The 20,631-nt window shown below is 64.2% G+C and carries 16 protein-coding genes, 1 tRNA gene and 1 riboswitch; of the genes, 14 read left to right on the top strand and 3 right to left on the bottom strand.

Translation table 11 applies throughout. From position 1 onward, the window contains the following. The first annotated feature begins 77 nt into the window (after window positions 1-77). Window positions 78-835 (top strand): IS5 family transposase gene (locus L286_RS49835; protein WP_152520581.1). Its coding sequence is split into 2 segments (ribosomal slippage): window positions 78-396 and window positions 396-835, totalling 759 coding nucleotides; the frame shifts between segments, so codons are not numbered across the junction. A gap of 69 nt (window positions 836-904) precedes the next feature. On the opposite strand, the gene htpX is transcribed toward L286_RS49835, so the two are convergent. Further along, window positions 905-1,834: a zinc metalloprotease HtpX gene (gene htpX, locus L286_RS40070; RefSeq protein WP_025161016.1), complete on the bottom strand. Its 930-nt coding sequence runs from the start codon at window positions 1,832-1,834 to the stop codon at window positions 905-907. Window positions 1,835-1,922: 88 nt separating this feature from the next. Here htpX and L286_RS47995 point away from each other — a divergent pair, with 88 nt between their 5' ends. The 9 genes from L286_RS47995 (at window position 1,923) to gltB (ending at window position 13,623) form a co-directional block, all read left to right on the top strand. Next, window positions 1,923-2,096, top strand: coding sequence for a DUF1674 domain-containing protein (locus L286_RS47995; protein WP_013847977.1), 174 nt, complete (start codon window positions 1,923-1,925; stop codon window positions 2,094-2,096). A 200-nt stretch (window positions 2,097-2,296) separates the two neighbouring features. Then, complete coding sequence (locus L286_RS40065) at window positions 2,297-2,725, top strand: hypothetical protein (protein WP_013038885.1); 429 nt, start codon at window positions 2,297-2,299, stop codon at window positions 2,723-2,725. Between the two features lie 83 nt (window positions 2,726-2,808). Next, window positions 2,809-3,708, top strand: coding sequence for a UTP--glucose-1-phosphate uridylyltransferase (locus L286_RS40060; protein ID WP_020819042.1), 900 nt, complete (start codon window positions 2,809-2,811; stop codon window positions 3,706-3,708). Between the two features lie 62 nt (window positions 3,709-3,770). After that, window positions 3,771-3,967, top strand: a riboswitch (yybP-ykoY riboswitch). Between the two features lie 18 nt (window positions 3,968-3,985). Beyond that, window positions 3,986-4,564, top strand: coding sequence for a TMEM165/GDT1 family protein (locus L286_RS40055; RefSeq protein WP_021223695.1), 579 nt, complete (start codon window positions 3,986-3,988; stop codon window positions 4,562-4,564). Between the two features lie 213 nt (window positions 4,565-4,777). Then, window positions 4,778-5,716, top strand: a complete 939-nt coding sequence (locus L286_RS40050; protein ID WP_020819040.1) for a complex I NDUFA9 subunit family protein — start codon at window positions 4,778-4,780, stop codon at window positions 5,714-5,716. A 145-nt stretch (window positions 5,717-5,861) separates the two neighbouring features. Further along, window positions 5,862-6,671 (top strand): undecaprenyl-diphosphate phosphatase, encoded by an 810-nt coding sequence (locus tag L286_RS40045; RefSeq protein ID WP_020819039.1) that lies wholly within the window; start codon window positions 5,862-5,864, stop codon window positions 6,669-6,671. Window positions 6,672-6,836: 165 nt separating this feature from the next. After that, complete coding sequence (locus L286_RS40040) at window positions 6,837-8,288, top strand: NAD(P)-dependent oxidoreductase (protein ID WP_020819038.1); 1,452 nt, start codon at window positions 6,837-6,839, stop codon at window positions 8,286-8,288. Continuing rightward, window positions 8,288-8,998, top strand: coding sequence for a DUF2059 domain-containing protein (locus L286_RS40035; RefSeq protein WP_020819037.1), 711 nt, complete (start codon window positions 8,288-8,290; stop codon window positions 8,996-8,998). Before L286_RS40040 ends, L286_RS40035 begins: the two co-directional genes overlap by 1 nt. A gap of 86 nt (window positions 8,999-9,084) precedes the next feature. Further along, entirely contained in the window at window positions 9,085-13,623 is a 4,539-nt protein-coding gene (gene gltB, locus L286_RS40030; protein ID WP_020819036.1) for a glutamate synthase large subunit, read from the top strand. 23 nt (window positions 13,624-13,646) lie between these two features. Here the strand turns inward: gltB and L286_RS40025 are convergent, their stop codons facing one another. Further along, complete coding sequence (locus L286_RS40025; RefSeq protein ID WP_020819035.1) at window positions 13,647-14,123, bottom strand: hypothetical protein; 477 nt, start codon at window positions 14,121-14,123, stop codon at window positions 13,647-13,649. A 148-nt stretch (window positions 14,124-14,271) separates the two neighbouring features. On the opposite strand from L286_RS40025, the gene L286_RS40020 reads away from it, so the two are divergent. Continuing rightward, window positions 14,272-14,358 (top strand) — tRNA-Leu (locus tag L286_RS40020). 906 nt (window positions 14,359-15,264) lie between these two features. On the opposite strand, the gene L286_RS40015 is transcribed toward L286_RS40020, so the two are convergent. Continuing rightward, complete coding sequence (locus tag L286_RS40015) at window positions 15,265-16,707, bottom strand: aldehyde dehydrogenase family protein (protein ID WP_235181749.1); 1,443 nt, start codon at window positions 16,705-16,707, stop codon at window positions 15,265-15,267. 447 nt (window positions 16,708-17,154) lie between these two features. On the opposite strand from L286_RS40015, the gene L286_RS40010 reads away from it, so the two are divergent. The 3 genes from L286_RS40010 (at window position 17,155) to L286_RS40000 (ending at window position 20,602) form a co-directional block, all read left to right on the top strand. Beyond that, entirely contained in the window at window positions 17,155-18,006 is an 852-nt protein-coding gene (locus L286_RS40010) for a p-hydroxycinnamoyl CoA hydratase/lyase (protein ID WP_007686781.1), read from the top strand. Next, on the top strand, window positions 17,996-20,116 hold the full coding sequence (locus tag L286_RS40005) for an acetate--CoA ligase family protein (RefSeq protein WP_020819031.1): 2,121 nt from the start codon (window positions 17,996-17,998) through the stop codon (window positions 20,114-20,116). Before L286_RS40010 ends, L286_RS40005 begins: the two co-directional genes overlap by 11 nt. Window positions 20,117-20,242: 126 nt before the next feature. Continuing rightward, the gene (locus L286_RS40000; protein WP_020819030.1) at window positions 20,243-20,602 is read left to right on the top strand and encodes a c-type cytochrome; all 360 of its coding nucleotides are present in this window, start codon (window positions 20,243-20,245) and stop codon (window positions 20,600-20,602) included. Window positions 20,603-20,631 lie beyond the last annotated feature (29 nt).

Raw genomic sequence — 20,631 nt, 5'->3', positions numbered from 1 at the left:
GCCTTAGGCTCTGTCTGCATTCATGGGATTCCCATTTTATGAGAGTTCTGATTCAAGGTCGTTGAAGGAGACGATCTTTGAGCAGACGGGTGCTGACGGATGAGCAATGGAACCGGATCGAGGGGTATCTTCCGGGTCGTGCCGGGACGCCTGGACGGAGCGGCGTTGATAATCGACTGTTTGTCGATGCGATCCTGTGGATGGCGGGGAACGCGGCGCATTGGCGCGATCTACCGGATATATTCGGCAAATGGACGGCGGTTCATGCGCGCTTCCGCCGGTGGTCACGCAACGGGGTATGGGAGGGGCTTTTCCATGCCATGGCCGACACGCCGGACTTCGAATATGTGATGATCGACAGCACGATCTCGAAGGTCCACGCCGATGCAAGCGGCGCAAAAGGGGGGCTGAAAGTGCCGCCATCGGTCGTTCGCGCGGCGGCCTGACGACCAAGTTGCACGCCGCCGTCGATGCGATCGGTCTGCCGCTTCGGATATGTCCGACACCAGGGCAATATGGCGATTGCCCGCAGGCCCAGACGCTTCTGTCCGGGCTGGAAGGCGTCGGCCACGTCATCGCCGATGCTGCCTACGATGCCGATCCGCTACGCGCCTTCATTGCCGATGACCTTGGCGCAATCGCGCAGATCAAGGCCAATCCCAGCCGCGCTATCGCCCCTGCCATCGACTGGAGGCTCTACAAGGAGCGCCATCAGGTCGAATGCTTCTTCAACAAACTCAAGCGCTTCCGAAGGATCGCCCTGCGCTGCGAGAAAACCCTCTCTGCCTTCATGGGCTTCGTCCATCTCGCATGCGCCATGATATGGATACGGTGAATGCAGACAGAGCCTAGGGTGCATCGACAGTCCGCCTAAGGCGCCTGCCCTGCCCCTTGCCGACGGCTGCTAATCCCGGCGTAGCGGATCGAGCGCGCTCGATTTGCGGCCCTTGGGCGCGGCGGAGGACGCGGCCGGGGACAGGGCGGATGCGCGCCGCGGCAGGGGCGCGCCGCCCGCCATCTCCTCCAGCGCGGCGATGCGCTTTTCCGTTGCCGGATGGGTGGAGAAAAGCTCGCTCACATGCACCGGAACGATATAGAGCTGCGCGGCGGCTGGATTGCGCTCCGCCACCGGATTGGGGATCGTTTCCGCCCGGCCGGAAATCTTGGCGAGGGCGGAGGCGAGGGCGCGGGGATTGCCGCTGATCTCCGCGCCGGCCCGGTCGGCGCCATATTCGCGGGTGCGGCTGATCGCCATCTGCACGATCATGGCCGCGAAGGGCGCGACGATCACCGCCAGCAGGGTCGCGGCGATATTGCCGTGGCCGTTTTCCTGATTGCCGCCGCGAAAGAACAGGCCGAAATTGGCGAGCATGGAGATCGCGCCCGCAATGGTCGCCACCATCGTCATGATCAGCGTGTCGCGATTGCGCACATGGCCCAGCTCATGCGCCATGACGCCCGCCACTTCGTCGCGGCTCAGCATCGACAGCAGGCCGGTGGTGGCCGCGACGGCGGCATGGTCCGGGTCGCGGCCGGTCGCGAAGGCATTGGGATGCGGCTGGTCGATCAGGTAGACGCGGGGCATGGGAAGGCCGGCGCGCCGGGCAAGCTCCGCGACGAGGGCATAGAATTCGGGCGCGCTCTGGGCATCCACCTCCCGCGCATTGTGCATCGACAGCACGATCCGGTCGGCGTTCCAGAAGGTAAACAGGTTCATGCCCGCCGCGACCAGCAACGCGATCGCCGCGCCGCCGCTGCCGCCCAGCGTATAGCCCAATGCCATGAACAGCGCGGTCAGCGCCGACAACAGCATCGCCGTCTTCATCCCATTCACTTGCGAAAATCTCCTCTACGGCCCAGATAGCGGTCCAGGCCCGAATATGGGGTGGCGATGTCGCCCCCGCAATCGAAAGGATGGATCGATGGGAACCTTCAACGGCAAGCGCCCCGCGCATGTGAAGCCGCCCGCGCATCTTTCCAAGAGCCCGCCGGTGCCGCAGCCCGACCCGATCGACAGTCCTTCCCGCCATGACGAGGAATTGAGCCCGGTTCGCTATGGCGACTGGGAACGCAAGGGAATCGCTATCGATTTCTGATCCGGCCGCCGAGGACGGTCAACGGCTCGTCGCTGTTTGGGCACAGTTGGCGATGGCCTGTGCCGCTGCTGCGGGCGGTCCCGCCCGCCCCCCTAGCCTTCCGCGCTGCAAAACGGGCAGTTTCCCCTTCGAGCGGAAAGCGTGAAGGATAACGGGGCGCGGACGAAGTGAACGTGGTTGCTGAGGTCATTCCAAGGTCAGTGTCGGATTATGCGCCAGAGGATGCGGCGCTGCTATGTGCGGTGGGTCGCCTGGTCTGCGCCTGGACGATGCTGGAACAGAGCCTGGAGGCGAAGGTCGCGATGATGCGGGAGGCCATGGGGGATGTGCGGACCGTGGGCGCCCGAACGCGTCCGGGCATGACGAAGCTGATGACCGAATTGCGGACCATGGTGTCGATGCGCGACCGGCGCAATGCCGGCGCGCTGATGGAAATAGCGGATATAGAGCGCGACATGCAGAGGATCGACCGATTCCGGTCGCTCATCATCGGCGGCTTTCAGCAGCCCGCGCCCGGCGGCTTCACATGCCGCGATGCGCGGAACAATCAGACGCATGTCTCGCTTGAGCAACTCGAAGCGGAAATTGCTTCCCTCGAAAGGGTAGCGCAGCGCCTGCTGGCTGTCTGAACGGGTTAAGTGATCTTCCACGCTTGATCTTTATGCGGCAGGGGACAACTCTCTCTGCGCGCGAGCCAAGAAACAGGAGCCTCATGTCCTACAAACCGATTCGCAAAGCCGTTTTCCCTGTCGCGGGTCTCGGCACGCGCTTTCTGCCGGCGACCAAGTCGGTGCCCAAGGAACTGCTGCCGGTGGTGGACCGTCCGCTGATCCAATATGCGGTCGACGAAGCGCGGGAGGCGGGGATCGAGCAGATGATCTTCGTCACCGGCCGCGGCAAGGGCGCGATCGAGGATTATTTCGACATGGCCTATGAGGCCGAGGCGACGCAGCGCGAGCGGGGCAAGGATCTGTCCGCGCTGGACGGCACGCGGCTGTTGCCGGGCAATGCGGTGTTCCTGCGCCAGCAGGAGCCGCTGGGCCTGGGCCATGCCATATGGTGCGCGCGGGACATTGTGGGGGACGAACCCTTCGCCATCCTGCTGCCCGACGAATTCATGAAGGGCGCGCCGGGCCGGGGATGCCTGAAGCAGATGGTCGAGGCCTATGACAAGGTCGGCGGCAATCTGGTCTGCGCGCTGGAAGTGCCGATGGCCGACACGCCGAGCTATGGCGTGATCGATCCGGGCCGGCGCGACGGCGCTCTCACCGAGGTGAGGGGGCTGGTGGAAAAGCCCGCGCCGGGCACGGCGCCATCCAACCTGATCCTGCCGGGCCGCTACATCCTCCAGCCCGAAGTGATGAAGATCCTGGAGACCCAGGAAAAGGGCGCGGGCGGCGAGATCCAGCTCACCGACGCCATGGCGTCGATGATCGGCACCCGGCCCTTCCATGGCGTGACCTTCGACGGGCGGCGTTTCGACTGCGGATCGAAGGCGGGCTATATCGAGGCGAACCTTGCCCTGGCGCTGGGTCGCGAGGACCTGGGCGAGCATATCCGCAAGTTCGCGCTGGCCGAACTGGGCGTCGGCGGGATCGCCGCCGCAGCCTGACATGGCGATGCGGGGCAAGACGTCCGACAGGCCTTGCCCCGCCCGCCCGATTATCCTAAAGGCCGCTGCGTCATCTGGGGAGTAGCCAGCCGTTCCTGACGGAACGGGCCGTTCGTCAACATATTTGGCCGAGAGGCCATGGCGGGCGGGATGCGAGGGGCGGTTCGACGTCCTATCCGCATCGGGCGAGACCAATGGCATCATCTTCTCCGTCCGGCCGGGCGGGAGGGGATGGTGGCATTGCGTCTTCACCTTCGCCCGGCCCGGACAGACCCCGATGGAAGCATTTTTCACCTCCACCGCCCTTGTCGCGCTCGCGGAAATGGGGGACAAGACGCAATTGCTGGCGATGCTGCTCGCCACCCGCTTCCGCAAGCCGGCGCCGATCATCCTCGGCATATTGGCCGCGACGCTCGCCAACCATTTCCTCGCCGCGCTTGTCGGCCATTCGGTCGCGGGCGCGCTGACCCAGCCCTGGTTCCGCTACGCCGTCGCCGCCAGCTTCATCGCCATGGCCGTCTGGACGCTGATCCCCGACAAGTTCGACGAGGACGAACCGCTCAAGGCGCCGTCGAGGGCGGGCGTGTTCATGACCACCCTGATCGCCTTCTTCCTGGTGGAGATGGGCGACAAGACGCAGGTGGCGACCGTGATGCTGGGCGCCCGCTTCGACAATATCCTCGCCGTCACTGCGGGCACGACCCTCGGCATGATGATCGCCAATGTGCCTGCCGTGCTGTTCGGCGGCGCGCTGGCGAAGAAGGTGCCGATGCGCGCGCTCCAGGTCGGGGCGGCCCTGCTGTTCCTGGCCCTCGGCCTGTGGATGATTGCTGATTTGCGGGGCTGGATCGGGTAAAGCGGTTGTCAGCGGGCGGCGGCTGTTGCAAGGGAACGCCTAGGCTGTATCGACATTCAGAAGATGGCGAGCCGAAAATGGTGATTTTCCGTGGCCCGGCGCGCAGCCTACTCAAAGTAGGTGAGCACCGGAAGCACGGAAAAGCGCAATTTGCAGGCCGTCAGGGCTGAATGTCGATACAGCCCAAGAGTCATTCCCTTTGAACGGATAGGCATGGGACGCGTGATGAAGGACAGTCTGGTTACGGTGTTCGGCGGCGGCGGCTTTCTGGGGCGGCACGTCGCCCAGGCGCTGATGGCGTGCGGCGCGCGCGTGCGCGTGGCGCAGCGCGACCTGGCGACCGCCCTGCGCGTGAAGCCGCTGGGCGCGCTCGGCCAGACGCAGTTCGTCGCGGCCGACATCCGCAAGCCCGAAAGCGTCGCCCGCGCCGTCGCGGGCAGCGACATCGTCATCAATCTGGTCGGCGTGCTCTCCGGCGATTTCGAAGGGTCGCACCATGGCGGCGCGGCCAATGTCGCGAAGGCGGCGGCGGAAGCGGGCCTCAAGGCGCTGGTCCATATCTCCGCCATCGGGGCCGACGCGCAAAGCCCGTCCGCCTATGGCCGGTCGAAGGCGGCGGGCGAGGAAGCGGTCAAGGCCGCCTTCCCCAACGCCACCATTATCCGCCCGTCGATCGTCTTCGGACCGGAGGACCAGTTCCTCAACCGCTTCGCCGAAATCATCCGCCTCACCCCGGTGGTGCCGGTGATCGGCGCGACCACCAGATTCCAGCCCGTCTATGTCGCCGACGTGGCGCAGGCCATCGCCAACGCGGCCGAAAATCCGGGCCTGCACGGCGGCAAGACCTATGAACTGGGCGGGCCGCAAACCTATTCGATGCTGGAACTCAACGCCTGGATCGCCAAGGCCATCGGCCGGGAACGCAGCCTGTGCCCGGTTCCCGCCTCCATCGCTTCGCTGATCGCCCTGCTGCCGGGCGGGCCGATCACGCGGGACCAGTTGGCCATGCTGGGCAGGGACAATGTCGTCGCCCCCGGCGCGAAAGGTCTGGCGGACCTTGGCGTCGCGCCCACGCCGATGCCCGCGGTCGCGGAAAAATGGCTGGTCCGCTATCGCAGGCATGGCCGCTTCGCCGGGCGGGTCCAGGCCTGACAGGCTGGACCGGCAACGGAGCGCGACCGGCCGTGCGGCGACGGCTTGCCTCGCCCCTTCGCGCCTGCACAATGAGTTTTCCTTCCGCCCTCTCCCGTCCGGGGGAGGGCTTGTCTTTGCCCGCCGATAAGGACCGGACCCACAAATGGACCTGCATTATCTGACAGTCATCCTGCTCGGCATCGTCGAGGGGCTGACCGAATTCCTGCCCGTATCCTCGACCGGCCACCTGATCCTGGCCAGCGAATTGCTGGGCTATGACGCATCCACCTGGGCGATGTTCAACGTCGTCATCCAGTTGGGCGCGATCCTGGCGGTGGTGGTGCTCTACTGGCGGACCTTCTGGGCGGTCGGCATGGGCCTGCTGCGCCGGGAACCGACGAGCTGGCGCTTCCTGCGCAACCTGCTGGTCGCCTTCATCCCGGCGGCGGTGATCGGCCTGGCGCTCCACAATTATATCGAGGAATTGCTGGGCGCGCCAAGGGTCGTCGCCTGGGCGCTGATCGCGGGCGGCATCGCGATCCTGGGGATCGAGCGGATGGTGAAGGAAAACCGCTTCCACGGCATTGCGGACATTCCCTTCGTCCGGGTGGTCGGCATCGGCTTCATCCAGTGCCTCGCCATGATCCCCGGCATCAGCCGGTCGGGCGCGACCATCATGGGCGCGCTGACCCTGGGCGTGGAGCGGCGCACGGCGGCGGAATTCAGCTTCTTCCTCGCCATCCCGACCATGTTGGGGGCAACCACGCTGGAACTGCTGAAAAACGGCGACAAGCTGACTTCCGCCACGGTCGGCTGGGGCAGCATCGTGCTGGGCTTCATCGTCTCCTTCATCGTCGCGCTGCTGGTGATCAGATGGTTTGTGGGGCTGGTGTCGCGCCATGGCTTCGCGCCTTTCGCCTGGTATCGAATCGTCGCGGGAATCGCGGCATTGGCATGGCTTTCCCTCAGGTAAGGCCGAAACGGACCTTTTTAGCGCAAGATTATTTCAGCCCCGGCAAAATTCCGGCGGCTTTTCCCGGAAAATAGGTCAATCATACTGACTTAAATCGCAGAATCCACGTGACTCTGCGGGTCTTTCTGCTATGGGCACCCTGCAAATCCATTTCAGGGACTCACCATGGCAGACAATCCAATGCTGAAATTCGTGGGAACGGGCCAGGCCTATCCCGAGAAGCGTTCGGCCGACGATCGCGCCGACGACTTCCTCGAAATCAGCCGCAGCTTCATCCTCGACAAGGCGGAGGAACAGGCGTCGCGCTGCTCGCAATGCGGCGTGCCCTATTGCTCGACCCATTGCCCGCTGCACAACCATATTCCCGACTGGCTGCGCCTCACCGCCGAGGGCCGCCTGCGCGAAGCCTATGAACTCAGCAACCTGACCAGCACCATGCCGGAAATCTGCGGCCGCATCTGCCCGCAGGACCGGCTGTGCGAGGGCAATTGCGTCATCGAATTTTCCGGCCACGGCTCCGTCACCATCGGATCGGTCGAAAAATTCATCACCGACACCGCCTGGAAGGAAGGCTGGGTCGAACCGCTCGTCCCCGGCGCGCCGCTCGGCCAGTCGGTCGGCGTCATCGGCGCGGGTCCGGCGGGCCTCACCACGGCGGAATATCTGCGCGTCGCGGGCTATGAAGTGCATGTCTACGACCGACACGACCGCGCGGGCGGGCTGCTGACCTATGGCATCCCCGGCTTCAAGCTGGAGAAGGACGTGGTCATGCGCCGCATCCAGCGCCTGAAGGACGGCGGCATCGTCTTCCACGAAAGCTTCGAAGTCGGCCGCGACGCCAGCATGGAGGAACTGCGCAGCCGCCACGACGCGATCCTGATCGCGACCGGCGTCTACAAGCCCCGCGACATCAAGGCGCCGGGCGTCGGCGCGCCCGGCGTGGTCAAGGCGCTCGACTTCCTCATCGCCTCCAACAAGGCCGGTTTCGGCGACGCCGTGCCGGAACATGAGGACGGTTCGCTGCACGCCAATGGCAAGAAGGTCGTCGTCATCGGCGGCGGCGACACCGCGATGGACTGCGTCCGCACCGCCGTCCGTCAGGGCGCGACTTCGGTCAAGTGCCTCTACCGCCGCGACCGCGACAATATGCCCGGCTCGCAGCGCGAAGTCGCCAATGCCGAGGAAGAGGGCGTTGAATTCGTATGGCTTTCCGCGCCCATCGCCTTTGAAGGCACGGAGCATGTGACCGGTGTCAAGGTCACGAAGATGCGCCTTGGCCAGCCCGACGCATCGGGCCGCCGCGCGCCGGAACCCGATCCCGGCACGGAGCACACGTTGGAAGCGGACCTCGTCATCAAGGCGCTGGGCTACGATCCGGAGGAACTGCCCAAGCTGTTCGGCGCGGAGGACCTGTCCGTCACACGCTGGGGCACGCTGCGCGTCGATCACAAGACGATGATGACCAGCATGGACGGCGTGTTCGCGGCAGGCGACATCGTGCGCGGCGCTTCGCTGGTGGTCTGGGCGATCCGCGACGGCCGCGACGTGACCGAACATATGCACCGCTACCTGAAGGCGAAGGCCAAGGCGGCGGCCGGGGAAAGGCAGGCCGCCTGATGCGCGCCGCCCTCCTCCTCCTGCTGGCGACGCCGATCGCGGCTGAGGCGCAGACCCCGGTTCAGGCGGCAGCCGTCCAGTCTGTCGATCCGGCACTGCTGACCAAGGCTCAGCCGATTGCCGCCGTCATCCTGCCCAACGGCACCATGGAAAAGATGATGGGGCCGATGATGCAGAAGATGATGGGACCAATGATGGACGGCATGACCAAGATGCCGATCCGCGAGTTCCTGAAGGTCGGCGGCCTCGACCCGGAACGGGCGGAACATCTGGGTGAAGGCACGATCGAGGAAATGATGGCGATCATCGATCCCAATTTCCGCAAGCGGATGGACGTGATCGTCAACAGCATGATGCCGGCCATGGGTCGTTTCATGGGACGTTATGAACCGGACATGCGGGAAGGCATGGCGGAAGCGTTCGCCCATCGCTACAGCGCGGCCGAGCTTGATCAGATCGGTGCGTTCCTGAAAACGCCCGTCGGCGCCAAGTTCGGCGCGGGCTTCATGGAGCTGGCCGCCGACCCGCATTATATCGGGCGGATGCAGAAGATCATGCCTGAAATTATGCAGGCCATGCCGGAGATCATGAAATCCTCCACGGCGGAACTCGCCAAGCTGCCCAAGCCGCGAACGTATAATGATTTGACGAAGGCTGAACGCGAGCGTCTCACCGCATTGCTCGGCGCGGACGCCAAGAAAGCCCACTGACAAGAGCGCCGGCCATACCGGCAACCAACGGAATGACAGCGGCCTTACCCAAAGACAGGGACGGCCACATGCAAGGGTAAGTCATCATGACCGACACCAGTTTCATGGCCAGCCCCGAAGAGCGCGCACGCATCGCGGCCGAGGGCATGTATCACCCGGAAATGGAGGGCGATGCTTGCGGCGTCGGCCTGGTCGCCGCCACGGACGGCCGCCCGAGCCGTCGCGTCGTCGCCAGCGCCATCGACGCGCTCAAGGCCGTCTGGCACCGCGGCGCGGTGGACGCAGACGGCAAGACCGGCGACGGCGCGGGCATCCATGTCGACCTGCCGGTGCGCTTCTTCGACGACGCCATCGCCGATTCCGGCCACAAGCCGCTGCCCAACCGCCTCGCCGTCGGCATGATCTTTCTGCCGCGCACGGATCTCAGCGCGCAGGAAACCTGCCGCACCATCGTCGAGGCGGAGATCATCGACGCGGGCTACACCATCTATGGCTGGCGCCAGGTGCCCGTCGACGTCTCCGTCATCGGGGAGAAGGCGCAGCGCACCCGCCCCGAAATCGAGCAGATCATGATCGCCGGTCCCATGCCGGAGGAACGCGACCAGGCCGAATTCGAAAAGGATCTCTACCTCATCCGCCGCCGGATCGAGAAGAAGGTGATCGCCGCGCAGATCCAGGATTTCTATATCTGCTCGCTCTCCTGCCGCTCGATCATCTACAAGGGGCTGTTCCTCGCGGAATCGCTGTCGGTCTTCTATCCCGACCTGCAGGACGAGCGGTTCGAGAGCCGGGTCGCGATCTTCCACCAGCGCTATTCCACCAACACCTTTCCGCAATGGTGGCTGGCCCAGCCCTTCCGCACGCTGGCGCATAATGGCGAGATCAACACCATCCGCGGCAACAAGAACTGGATGAAGAGCCACGAGATCAAGATGGCCAGCCTCGCCTTCGGCGAGCAGTCGGAGGACATCAAGCCCGTGATCCCGGCGGGCGCGTCCGACACCGCCGCGCTCGACGCCGTGTTCGAGGCGATCTGCCGCTCCGGCCGCGACGCGCCGACGGCGAAGCTGATGCTCGTCCCCGAAGCCTATCAGTCGGCCGACGCCGAACTGCCGCAGGCCCATGTCGACATGTATGAATATCTCGCCTCCGTCATGGAGCCGTGGGACGGCCCCGCCGCGCTGGCGATGACCGACGGCCGCTGGGTCGTGGCGGGCGTCGACCGCAACGCGCTGCGTCCGCTGCGCTACACGCTGACGGGCGACAATCTGCTGATCGTGGGTTCGGAAACCGGCATGGTCGTCGTGCCCGAAACCACCATCGTCAAGAAGGGCCGCATGGGTCCGGGCCAGATGATTGCCGTCGACCTGGCCGAAGGCGTGATCTACGACGATCATGAGATCAAGGACCAGATCGCGGGCGAGCGCCCCTATTCGGAACTGATCAAGGATTTCATGACGGTGGGCGATCTGGCCGACCAGCCCAGCGCCCTGCCCGCATGGGACAAGGCCGAGCTGACCCGCCGTCAGGTCGCGGCCAACATGACACTGGAGGATATGGAACTGATCCTCGCCCCGATGGTGGAGGATGCGAAGGAAGCCGTCGGCTCCATGGGCGACGACACGCCGCTGGCCGTCATTTCCGACAAGCCGCGCACGGTCAGCCATTTCTTCCGCCAGAATTTCAGCCAGGTCACCAACCCGCCGATCGATCCGTTGCGGGAACGCTATGTGATGAGCCTGAAGACGCGCTTCTCCAACCTCCACAACATCTTGGAGCAGGACGCGCAGAACAGCCATGTGCTGGTGCTGGATTCGCCGGTCCTGACCTCGTCCGAATGGGCGAAGCTGAAGGGGCATTTCGGTCCTGCGGTCGCGGAAATCGACTGCACCTTCCCGGCCGAGGGCGGGCAGGAGCAGTTGCGCGCCGCCATCGCCCGCATCCGCGAGGAGGCCGAGCAGGCCGTGCGCGAGGGCCGCACTGAAATCTTCCTGACCGACGAGCATGTCAATGCCGACCGCGTCGCCATCGCCGGGGTGCTGGCGGCGGCGGCGGTGCATACGCATCTCGTCCGCAAGGGGCTGCGCAGCTACGCCTCCATCAACGTGCGCTGCGCCGAAGCGCTCGACACCCATTATTTCGCGGTGCTGATCGGCGTCGGCGCGACCACGGTGAACGCCTATCTGGCCGAAGCCAGCATCGCCGACCGCCATGCGCGGGGCCTGTTCGGCGACCTGTCGCTCGACCAGTGCTTCGAACGCTATCGCATCGCCATCAACGAAGGCCTGCTGAAGATCATGTCCAAAATGGGCATCGCGGTCATCAGCAGCTATCGCGGCGGCTATAATTTCGAAGCGGTCGGCCTGTCCCGCGCCCTGGTCAACGACCTGTTCCCCGGCATGCCCGCGAAGATTTCGGGCGAAGGCTATCAGTCGCTCCACTATAGCGCGAAGCTGCGCCACGACACCGCCTATGACAGCGCCATCGTGCGCCTGCCGGTCGGCGGCTTCTACCGCCAGCGCAACGGCGGAGAGACGCATGCCTATTCGGCGCAACTGATGCACCTGTTGCAGACATCGGTCGCGACGGACAGCTATTCGACCTATCTGCAATTCTCGCGCGGCGTGCGCGACCTGCCGCCCGTCTATCTGCGCGACCTCTTGGAATTCAACTTCGCCCGCGAAGCCGTGCCCATCGATGAGGTCGAGGCGACCACCGAAATCCGCAAGCGCTTCGTGACGCCGGGCATGTCGCTGGGCGCGCTCAGCCCCGAAGCGCATGAGACGCTGGCCATCGCCATGAACCGCATCGGCGCCAAGGCCGTGTCGGGCGAAGGCGGCGAGGATGCCAATCGCTTCAAGCCCTATGAAAATGGCGACAACGCGAACAGCGTGATCAAGCAGATCGCGTCTGGCCGCTTCGGTGTCCATGCCGAATATCTGGGTTCCGCCGAGGAAATCGAGATCAAGGTGGCCCAGGGCGCCAAGCCCGGCGAGGGCGGCCAGCTCCCCGGCTTCAAGGTGACGGAATTCATCGCGAAGCTGCGCCATGCGACGCCCGGCGTGACCCTGATCTCGCCGCCGCCGCACCATGACATCTATTCCATCGAGGATCTGGCGCAGCTCATCTACGACTGCAAGATGATCAACCCCCGCGCCCGCGTCTGCGTGAAGCTGGTCAGCCAGGCGGGCATCGGCACGGTGGCGGCGGGCGTGGCGAAGGCCCACGCAGACGTCATCCTGGTCGCGGGCCATGTCGGCGGCACCGGCGCTTCGCCGCAGACGTCGGTGAAATATGCGGGCACGCCCTGGGAAATGGGCCTTTCCGAAGCCAATCAGGTGTTGACCCTCAACGGCCTGCGCCATCGCGTGAAGCTGCGCACCGACGGCGGCCTCAAGACCGGCCGCGACATCGTGATCGCGGCGATCCTGGGCGCGGAGGAATTCGGCATCGGCACGCTGAGCCTCGTCGCCATGGGCTGCATCATGGTGCGCCAGTGCCACAGCAACACCTGCCCGGTCGGCGTCTGCGTGCAGGATGAACGGCTGCGCGAAAAGTTCACCGGCACGCCGGAAAAGGTCATCAACCTGATGACCTTCATCGCGGAGGAGGTTCGCGAAATCCTTGCCCGCCTCGGCTATCGCAGCCTGGACGAGGTGATCGGGCGGACCGAACTCTTGAAGCAGGTCAATCGCGGCGCCGAGCATCTGGACGATCTCGACCTCAACCCCATCCTCGCCAAGGTGGACGCGCCCGACGACCAGCGCCGTTTCAGCCTGACCGAATGGCGCAACCCGGTCCCGGACAGCCTGGACGCGCAGATGATGAAGGACGCCCGCGCCGTCTTCGAACGGGGTGAGAAGATGCAGCTCACCTACACGGTGCGCAATACGCATCGCGCCGTGGGCACCCGCCTGTCCGCCGCCGTCACCGAACGCTTCGGCATGTCGACGCTGGCGGATGGCCACCTGACCGTGCGCCTGCGCGGCAGCGCGGGCCAGTCGCTGGGCGCGTTCCTGTGCAAGGGCATCAAGCTGGAGGTCTTCGGCGACGCCAACGACTATGTCGGCAAGGGCCTGTCGGGCGGCATCATCACGGTGCGCACCACCGTCTCCTCGCCTTTGTCGAGCAAGGACAACACCATCATCGGCAACACCGTCCTCTACGGCGCGACCAGCGGCAAGCTGTTCGCGGCGGGCCAGGCCGGGGAGCGCTTCGCCGTCCGCAATTCGGGCGCGCAGGTGGTGGTCGAGGGTTGCGGCGCGAATGGCTGCGAATATATGACCGGCGGCACCGCTGTCATCCTCGGCAGGACCGGCGCCAATTTCGGCGCGGGCATGACCGGCGGCATGGCCTTCATCCTGGACGAGGACGGCAGCTTCCCGACCCGCGCCAATCCGGAAAGCATCCTCTGGCAAAGGCTGGAAAGCGCCCATTGGGAAGCGGAGCTGAAGTCTCTGATCGCCCAGCATGCGGTGGCGACCGACAGCAAATGGTCGAACACCATATTGGACGACTGGGACCGCTGGCGCCGTTATTTCTGGCAGGTCTGCCCGAAGGAGATGGTCAGCCGCCTCGCCCATCCGCTGAGCGACGCTCCGGCGGAAGTGGTCGCCGCCGAATAAACGGCCGGTTCAGTAGGGCCGGTTCAGTAGGACATGGCGGCGTCCGCCGGGGCTTCCTGGGCGGACGTTCCGCTGTCTGGCGCCCGCGCGATCCTGACGGGTTGGAAACTGCCTTCGCCCTCCCCATCGGCGAATCTTTCGATGGAGGCGGGCAGCATCCGGACCGGCGGGGGCGGTTCGGCATGGTCGGGCGTCATTTCATCGTCCTGCGCCGCATAATCGCGCACGACAGGATCGTTCATCCCGTCCCAGCCGGCCATGTCCGCCGCCATCTGCCGGTCGGCCAGCGTCGGACCGCAGCCGTCGCAGCGGATGACGGCCGGGCCGGCCAGATTGGCCGACATCATGTCGTAATCGGCCCCGTCGGGGCTGACCGCCTGCGGCAGCACGGTTTCGGTTCCCAACCTGGGCGGCGTCGTGGCGTACAGGCCAAGGCCGAAACCGCCGGTCAGCGCAGCGCCTGCGCATGCACATGAAAACAACCAGAAGCGCGCGGACATGGGCGACCCTTCCTCCATCCTTCACTCGCTCCCCGACTTTCTCCGCCCAAAACAACGCAAATGAAGATCGGTTGTTGCATGAGGAAAAAGCCTTTGCTAAGGGCCGCCTCCTACCAAGGCACCGGCCCCGCCGGTTCCCGGAAAATGTGCGGTCGTGGCGGAATTGGTAGACGCGCAACGTTGAGGTCGTTGTGGCCGAAAGGCCGTGGAAGTTCGAGTCTTCTCGACCGCACCATTTGTATCCGGCAATAGCCTAAATCTGCGATTTTGTGAGATTTAGGTGAGCCGGGGCGAAGCTCAATCGACTTTCTAGCCCACCCTTTTATCCCCATTTATTGCCCCTATTATCGATCACCTTGGCCAAGCAGAGCCGCGCCTGTCGCACCAGTTCTCGTGCGTCGAGCTGGCCACGCAGATCGCCGAAATTGGCAATGCCGCCGAGGAAAGTAACCATGGCCGTGATCGTCCGCAGTCCCCGGCGTATCAGGAACGTGATAGGGCCGACGATGATGTCCTAGGACCGATCGACATTCAGTTCAGGGCGAGCCGAAAATGGTGATTTTCCGTGACCCGGCGCGCAGCCTACTCAAAGTAGGTGAGCACCGGAAGCACGGGATTGAAGCGAGGCACGTGACTCGCTTCAACCATTTGCAGGCCGTCAGGGCTGAATGTCGATACACCCTAGGGTGTGTGGGGATTCAGTTCAGGGCGCGGCGAAAATAGTGGATTTCGAGAACCGGCGCGCAGCGTACTTCAGTACGTGAGCACCGGAAGCGGAGAAAGCCGCTATTTGCAGCCCGCCATGGGCTGAATCCCCACACACCCTAGATCGGTGGATGACCGTTGACCCATGGTCGATGATCCCGATGAGGGGCGCATCCTCACCGATCTGCGACATCTGGCGGATCTCCGAGCGTCATGTCGATATACCTGCCGCAGCTGAGCGTATTCGCACTCAGGCGCTGGCCACCGTCCAGCCCCGCGCCAGCAAGATCTCCGCTTCGCCCTGCTTGCCGATGGTCTCCTCCGGCTTGTGCTTCTGAGCCATTCCATTCCCCCTAAGTGGCCCAGACTATGATGATCGATGGGCCACTCACACAAGGGGGGACAGATCAGAAGCACTCGCGGACCAATGTTAACGTCAGCATGGCGATACCGCTACCTGCGGGACGGAGACGATCTGCGGTTCCATGTAGTTCCGCAGCCCCAGCAGGCCGTGCTCGCGGCCGATTCCCGAAGCCTTGGCGCCGCCAAGGGGAATCCCGCCGTCCGCGCCACCATGGCGGTTGACCCAGGCGGTGCCAACTTCCAGGCGACGCGCCAGTGCCGCGGCGCGCGCGGTATCCGCGCTCCATACCGATCCGCTAAGACCGAACTGCGACGCATTGGCGCGCTCCACTGCATCATCGGCATCGTCGAAGCGCAGGATCGGCAGGATTGGCCCGAAAGGTTCCTCGTCCACCAGACGGCAGCCTTCGACGAGTCCGGTAACCACGGTCGGCCGAATGAAGTAACCGGCGCCTTCCGGCGCCACGCCGCCGGCGACGATATGTGCGCCCGGAATGGCACGTGTATCCGCCAGAAGATCGAGGAGCTTTTCATATTGGGCGCGGTTCTGAACCGGCCCCATCTCGCTGTCGGGCAGCATGCCGTCGCCAAGCCGAATCTCGTCAGCCAAACGGGCGAAGCGCCGCACTACTTCGTCGTGGATATCCGCGTGGACGTACAGCCGTTTTATCGCCATGCAGATCTGCCCGGCATTGTTGAATGCAGCGGCAAAAAGGGCTGGCACGACCTTGTCGAGATCCACGTCAGGCAGGACGATGGCGGCATCATTACCCCCCAGTTCCAGCGTCACCCGCGCAAAATTGGAGGCCGAGGCCTCGAGCACCCGTCGCCCGGTGGGACCGGAGCCGGTAAAGCTGATCTTGGCTATGGCTGGATCGGAGGTCAGCCAGGCGCCGAGTTCGTTGCCACCCGATACGATATTCAGGACACCGGGAGGAAGAATGCCGAGCGACGCTTCACCCAGCAGCAGCGTCGCCACCGGGGTGTAGGGCGATGGCTTGAGCACCATCGTGTTGCCCGTATAGAGCGCTTGGGCGATCTTCTGCGCGGCGAGAATGACCGGGACGTTCCACGCGGTAATGCCGGCTACAACACCCAGGGGCCGATAGACCAGTTCGATCTTTTCGGTCGGCGTGTCGCGCAACATTTGGGATTTCATGTCGATCGTGCAAATATCCTCGATCGCACGCACTGCATTGCCGATTTCGCTCAGCGCTCGCGACAGCGGCTTGCCCTGTTCCCTTGTCAGGGCTTCCGCGATCCTGTCGCGATCGCGGAGTATCGCTGCGGCAAAGTCCAAGAGGCATGCCCGACGCTGATCGAACGAAAGTGCCCGCCATGCCGGAAACGCCGCGCCGGCGGCGGCTATCGCCCGCGCCAGTTCCCCGCGAGTTGCATCGGGAACTATCGCGAAGGCAGCCTCGGTGGCCGGCGACAGCACCTCCATATCACGCTCTCCGGTGACGATCTCTCCTCCGACGAGTTGGCCGTAACGGGCAAGGCCGCCTGGCTGCATTTCGTTCCTCCTGATCGGGCATGTCTCCACTGGCATCGGAACCTCATGTCGGGTATTTCAAGGTTTATAGATGTGCGTTTTCCAGCCTTGTTCCCGCAGCCGTCAGCATGCGCGAAGCTGCTGGGATTGCGGCCAATTGGATCAGATAAAAACTCATATATATGTCCATTGTAGCTGGCCCAGGGCCGTACCGCAAGTCATGGAGAGGAGTTCGTGATGATCGGGTCCACGCGCACTCTTCTGGGCGACGAGTTTTGGTCGGACGATAGCATCTCCGCCGCGAGGAATGGCCGCAATGACGAAAACGCTCCGGGCCGCAGCCCCTTCAGCGGACCATCGAGCGGGCTGTCGATGCAGGAAAACTTCCCATGCCACGGGAATTCTTTATTGACTATATAACTAGCCTTTTATATTTTTCTGATAAATGAAGATGGTGGAGGGCCGGGAATGAGCGAATATCTTACCGAGGGACCGGACCTGTCGCGCACTTGTGTCGACGTGATGTTTGATGAGGGCATCGCATGGGTGACGCTCAATCGCCCTGAAAAGCGCAATGCGATGAGTCCGACGCTGAATAGCGAGATGCTGGCGATCCTGGAGCAGCTCGAACTCGATCCCCGCTGCGGCGTGGTGGTCCTGACAGGTGCGGGAGACTCCTTTTCCGCCGGGATGGATCTGAAGGAATATTTTCGCGAGACCGATGGCCTGCCGCCCGCGCAGGTCAGGCGCATCCGCCAGACGGCTCAGGCCTGGCAATGGCGTACCCTGCAGCATTTCGGCAAGCCCACGATCGCAATGGTCAACGGCTGGTGCTTCGGCGGAGCCTTCACTCCGCTGGTGGCATGCGACCTTGCGATCGCCGCCAATGAGGCTGTCTTTGGTCTGTCCGAGATCAACTGGGGCATCATTCCGGGTGGGAACGTCACCAAAGCAGTGCAGGAACGGCTGCGGCCACAGGATGCCGCGCTCTACATCATGACGGGGCGCAACTTCACCGGAGAAAAGGCGGCGCAGATGGGTCTCGTCGCCGAAGCGGTGCCGCTGACGGACCTGCGCGATCATACACGCGCCCTGGCGCTGGAGCTCCTCTCGAAAAACCCGGTTGTCCTCAATGCCGCCAAGATTGCGTTGAAGAAAGTGGCGGACATGACTTGGGACGTGGCTGAAGACTATCTCGTCGCCAAGGGCGCGCAGACCAGGGTTGCCGACAAGACCGGGGGGCGTAACAAGGGCATCACGCAGTTCCTTGACGAGAAATCATACAAGCCGGGTCTGGAAGGCTATCGGCGTGACAAATGATGTCCTGGGCCGCACAAGCGCGGGCGCCCTGAACCTGGAGCGCCTGCTGCGTCCCCGATCCATTGCCATCGTTGGCGCCTCGGCCAATCCCGGCTCGACGGGGCGACGGGTTCTCGCCAATCTCGAACGCTTTTCCTTTTCCGGTGAGATTCACCTTGTCAGCCGGCAGGGCGGCGAGATCGCGGGGCGTACCAGCGTCACCGACATCGCTGCATTGCCCATGGGCGTCGACCTGGCCGTGCTGGCCGTGCCCGGCACCGGCGTGCGGGATGCCGTCGCCCAGTGCGTCGCGCGCGGCATCGGTGCCGCGGTCGTCTATGCCTCCGGTTTTGCGGAAATGGGGCCGGAAGGGCGGCGCGAACAGGAGGAGATCGCACGTATCGCACGAGAGGGCGGCCTGGCGCTGGTCGGGCCGAACTGCATCGGCCTGACGAGCTTCGTCGACGGCACCCCTCTCTCTTTCGGCATACAGCAGCCTGCGGTCATCAACAGTCCGGCGGTCGCAATTCTGGGCCAGAGCGGCGGCATGGTCGGCAACATCCGTCTGTCCTGTACGGCGCGCGCCTTGCCTGTGTCCTATACGATTTCGACCGGCAATGAGGCCGTGCTGACGATCAACGACTTCGTGGCGCATATCATTGACGACTCCGTCACGCGCGTGATCGCGATCTTCGCGGAACAGCTTCGAGACCCTCAGCGCTTCCTTGCGCTCGCCCGGGATGCCTTCGCCGCAGGCAAGCGGATCGTCCTGATCCATCCTGGCCGGAGCATCCGGGCGCAGGAAGCCGCCGCCTCCCACACGGGGTCACTGGCTACCGACCATGCCGTGATGCAGACCCTGGTCACCAGCGCCGGCGTCATCCTCGTAAACGGCCTGGACGAGTTGACAGACGTCGTCGAATTACTCCTGCGGACCCCCGATCTGCCGCAGCAAGGGCCGGCGATTCTGACTGAATCCGGCGCATTCAAGGGCCTCGCCGCAGATATGTGCGCGGATCTGGGGCTCGACCTGCCGGACCTGTCGGTCAAGACCGGAGAGCGGCTGGCGTGCATATTGCCTGCCTTCGCCCATATATCCAACCCGTTGGATGTGACCGCTCAGGGCCTGCAACAACTGGATATCTATGGCCACGCGGTCTCGGCGCTTCTGGCCGATCCTGCTGTCGGTTCGGTGATCCTTGTTCTGATGCCCGGCTCGCCGGAATTTGGACTTAAAGTCGTCGAAGAAATCCTGCCGTCGATTGCTGGAGCCGCCAAGCCGGTGATCTACACGCTGCTTGGTGACAATAGTCCGATCGCACCTGAAATCGCCGGCAGATTGCGCGAAGCCGGAATTGCCTTTTTCCGGTCCCCGGAACGCGCCTTGCGGGCCGTGGCGAGACTATGGTCGGCAGCACGCACGCGGCCCCTCGCGCCACGCGATGACTGCATAGTCATCGATCTGCCCGCAACGACAGGGGTTCTTCCCGAGCACCGCGGAAAGGCCTTGCTGCGGGAAGCGGGCCTGCCGATCCCGGCCGGACGCCTCGCCGTTTCAGCCGCCGACGCAGCACTCGCCGCGTCCGAGATCGACGGCCCGGTCGCCCTGAAGGCCCAGTCCGCGGTTCTGACCCACAAGAGCGATCTTGGCGGCGTCAGCCTGAACTTGTCGGACGAAGCCAGCGTGCTCGCCGCTTTCGAGACCCAGACCGCGGCGATTGCCAAACACCGCCCCGATGTCGTGCTGGACGGCGCGCTGGTTGAGGCGATGGCGCCCAGGGGCCATGAACTTGTTGTGTCGGTTCGTCGCGATCCTGATTGGGGACCGGTGATGATGGTCGGTCTGGGAGGTGTTTGGATCGAAGCCCTGCATGACGTGGCGATGCTCAGTCCGGATAGCGACCGGCAGGACGTGCTTCGCGCCCTGAACGGACTAAAAGGCGGTTCGATCTTGCGAGGTTGGCGCGGTGAGCCTGCCGCAGATCTGGAGGCCGTGGTTGATACGGTAGTCCAGCTTGGACGCATCATTCGGGGCAATCCCCGGATCGAGGAAATAGAGATTAATCCACTGTCGGTCCGCGATGCAGGGCACGGCGCGACGGTCCTCGATGCACTCGTAACGCTGTCCTAGGCGGATCATGGCAGTGCGGAATCATTCTGAACCTGCCCTGGGATGTCGCCCGGCGCAGCGACATCACGACCGCATTTCCCGCCTCGCCGGTTACATCATCCAGCGCGGACAAGGAGAAACCTCCCGATGACCAAGGCTTCATTCGTTCTCGCCGCCATATTGCCACTGGTCGCCACGCCGGCCCTCGCCGCGCCGCCTGAGCCGCCCATGGCCTTCGCCGTCTGCCGTTCATGTCATTCGACCGAAGCGGGGCGTAACGGCGTCGGCCCCACCTTGCGGGGAATTGTCGGCTCCAAGGCGGGAGCGGTGCCGGGTTATGCCTTCAGCCCGGCCTTGAAGAAGTCAGGCATCCGCTGGGACCGCGCCAGCCTCGACCGCTGGCTGCAGGGGCCGATGAAGATGGTCCCCGGCACGAAGATGGTCATCCCGGTGACGGACCCGACCAAGCGCAAGGCTATCATCGACTATCTCGCCACGCTCAAATGACGAAAAGGGCCCTGCGCGCTTCGAGCGCA

Source organism: Sphingobium sp. HDIP04, from assembly GCF_000445085.1.
Taxonomy (GTDB): domain Bacteria; phylum Pseudomonadota; class Alphaproteobacteria; order Sphingomonadales; family Sphingomonadaceae; genus Sphingobium; species Sphingobium indicum.
The sequence above is the reverse complement of the archived record's forward strand: the minus strand, read 5'-3'. Positions and strand labels throughout refer to the sequence as shown.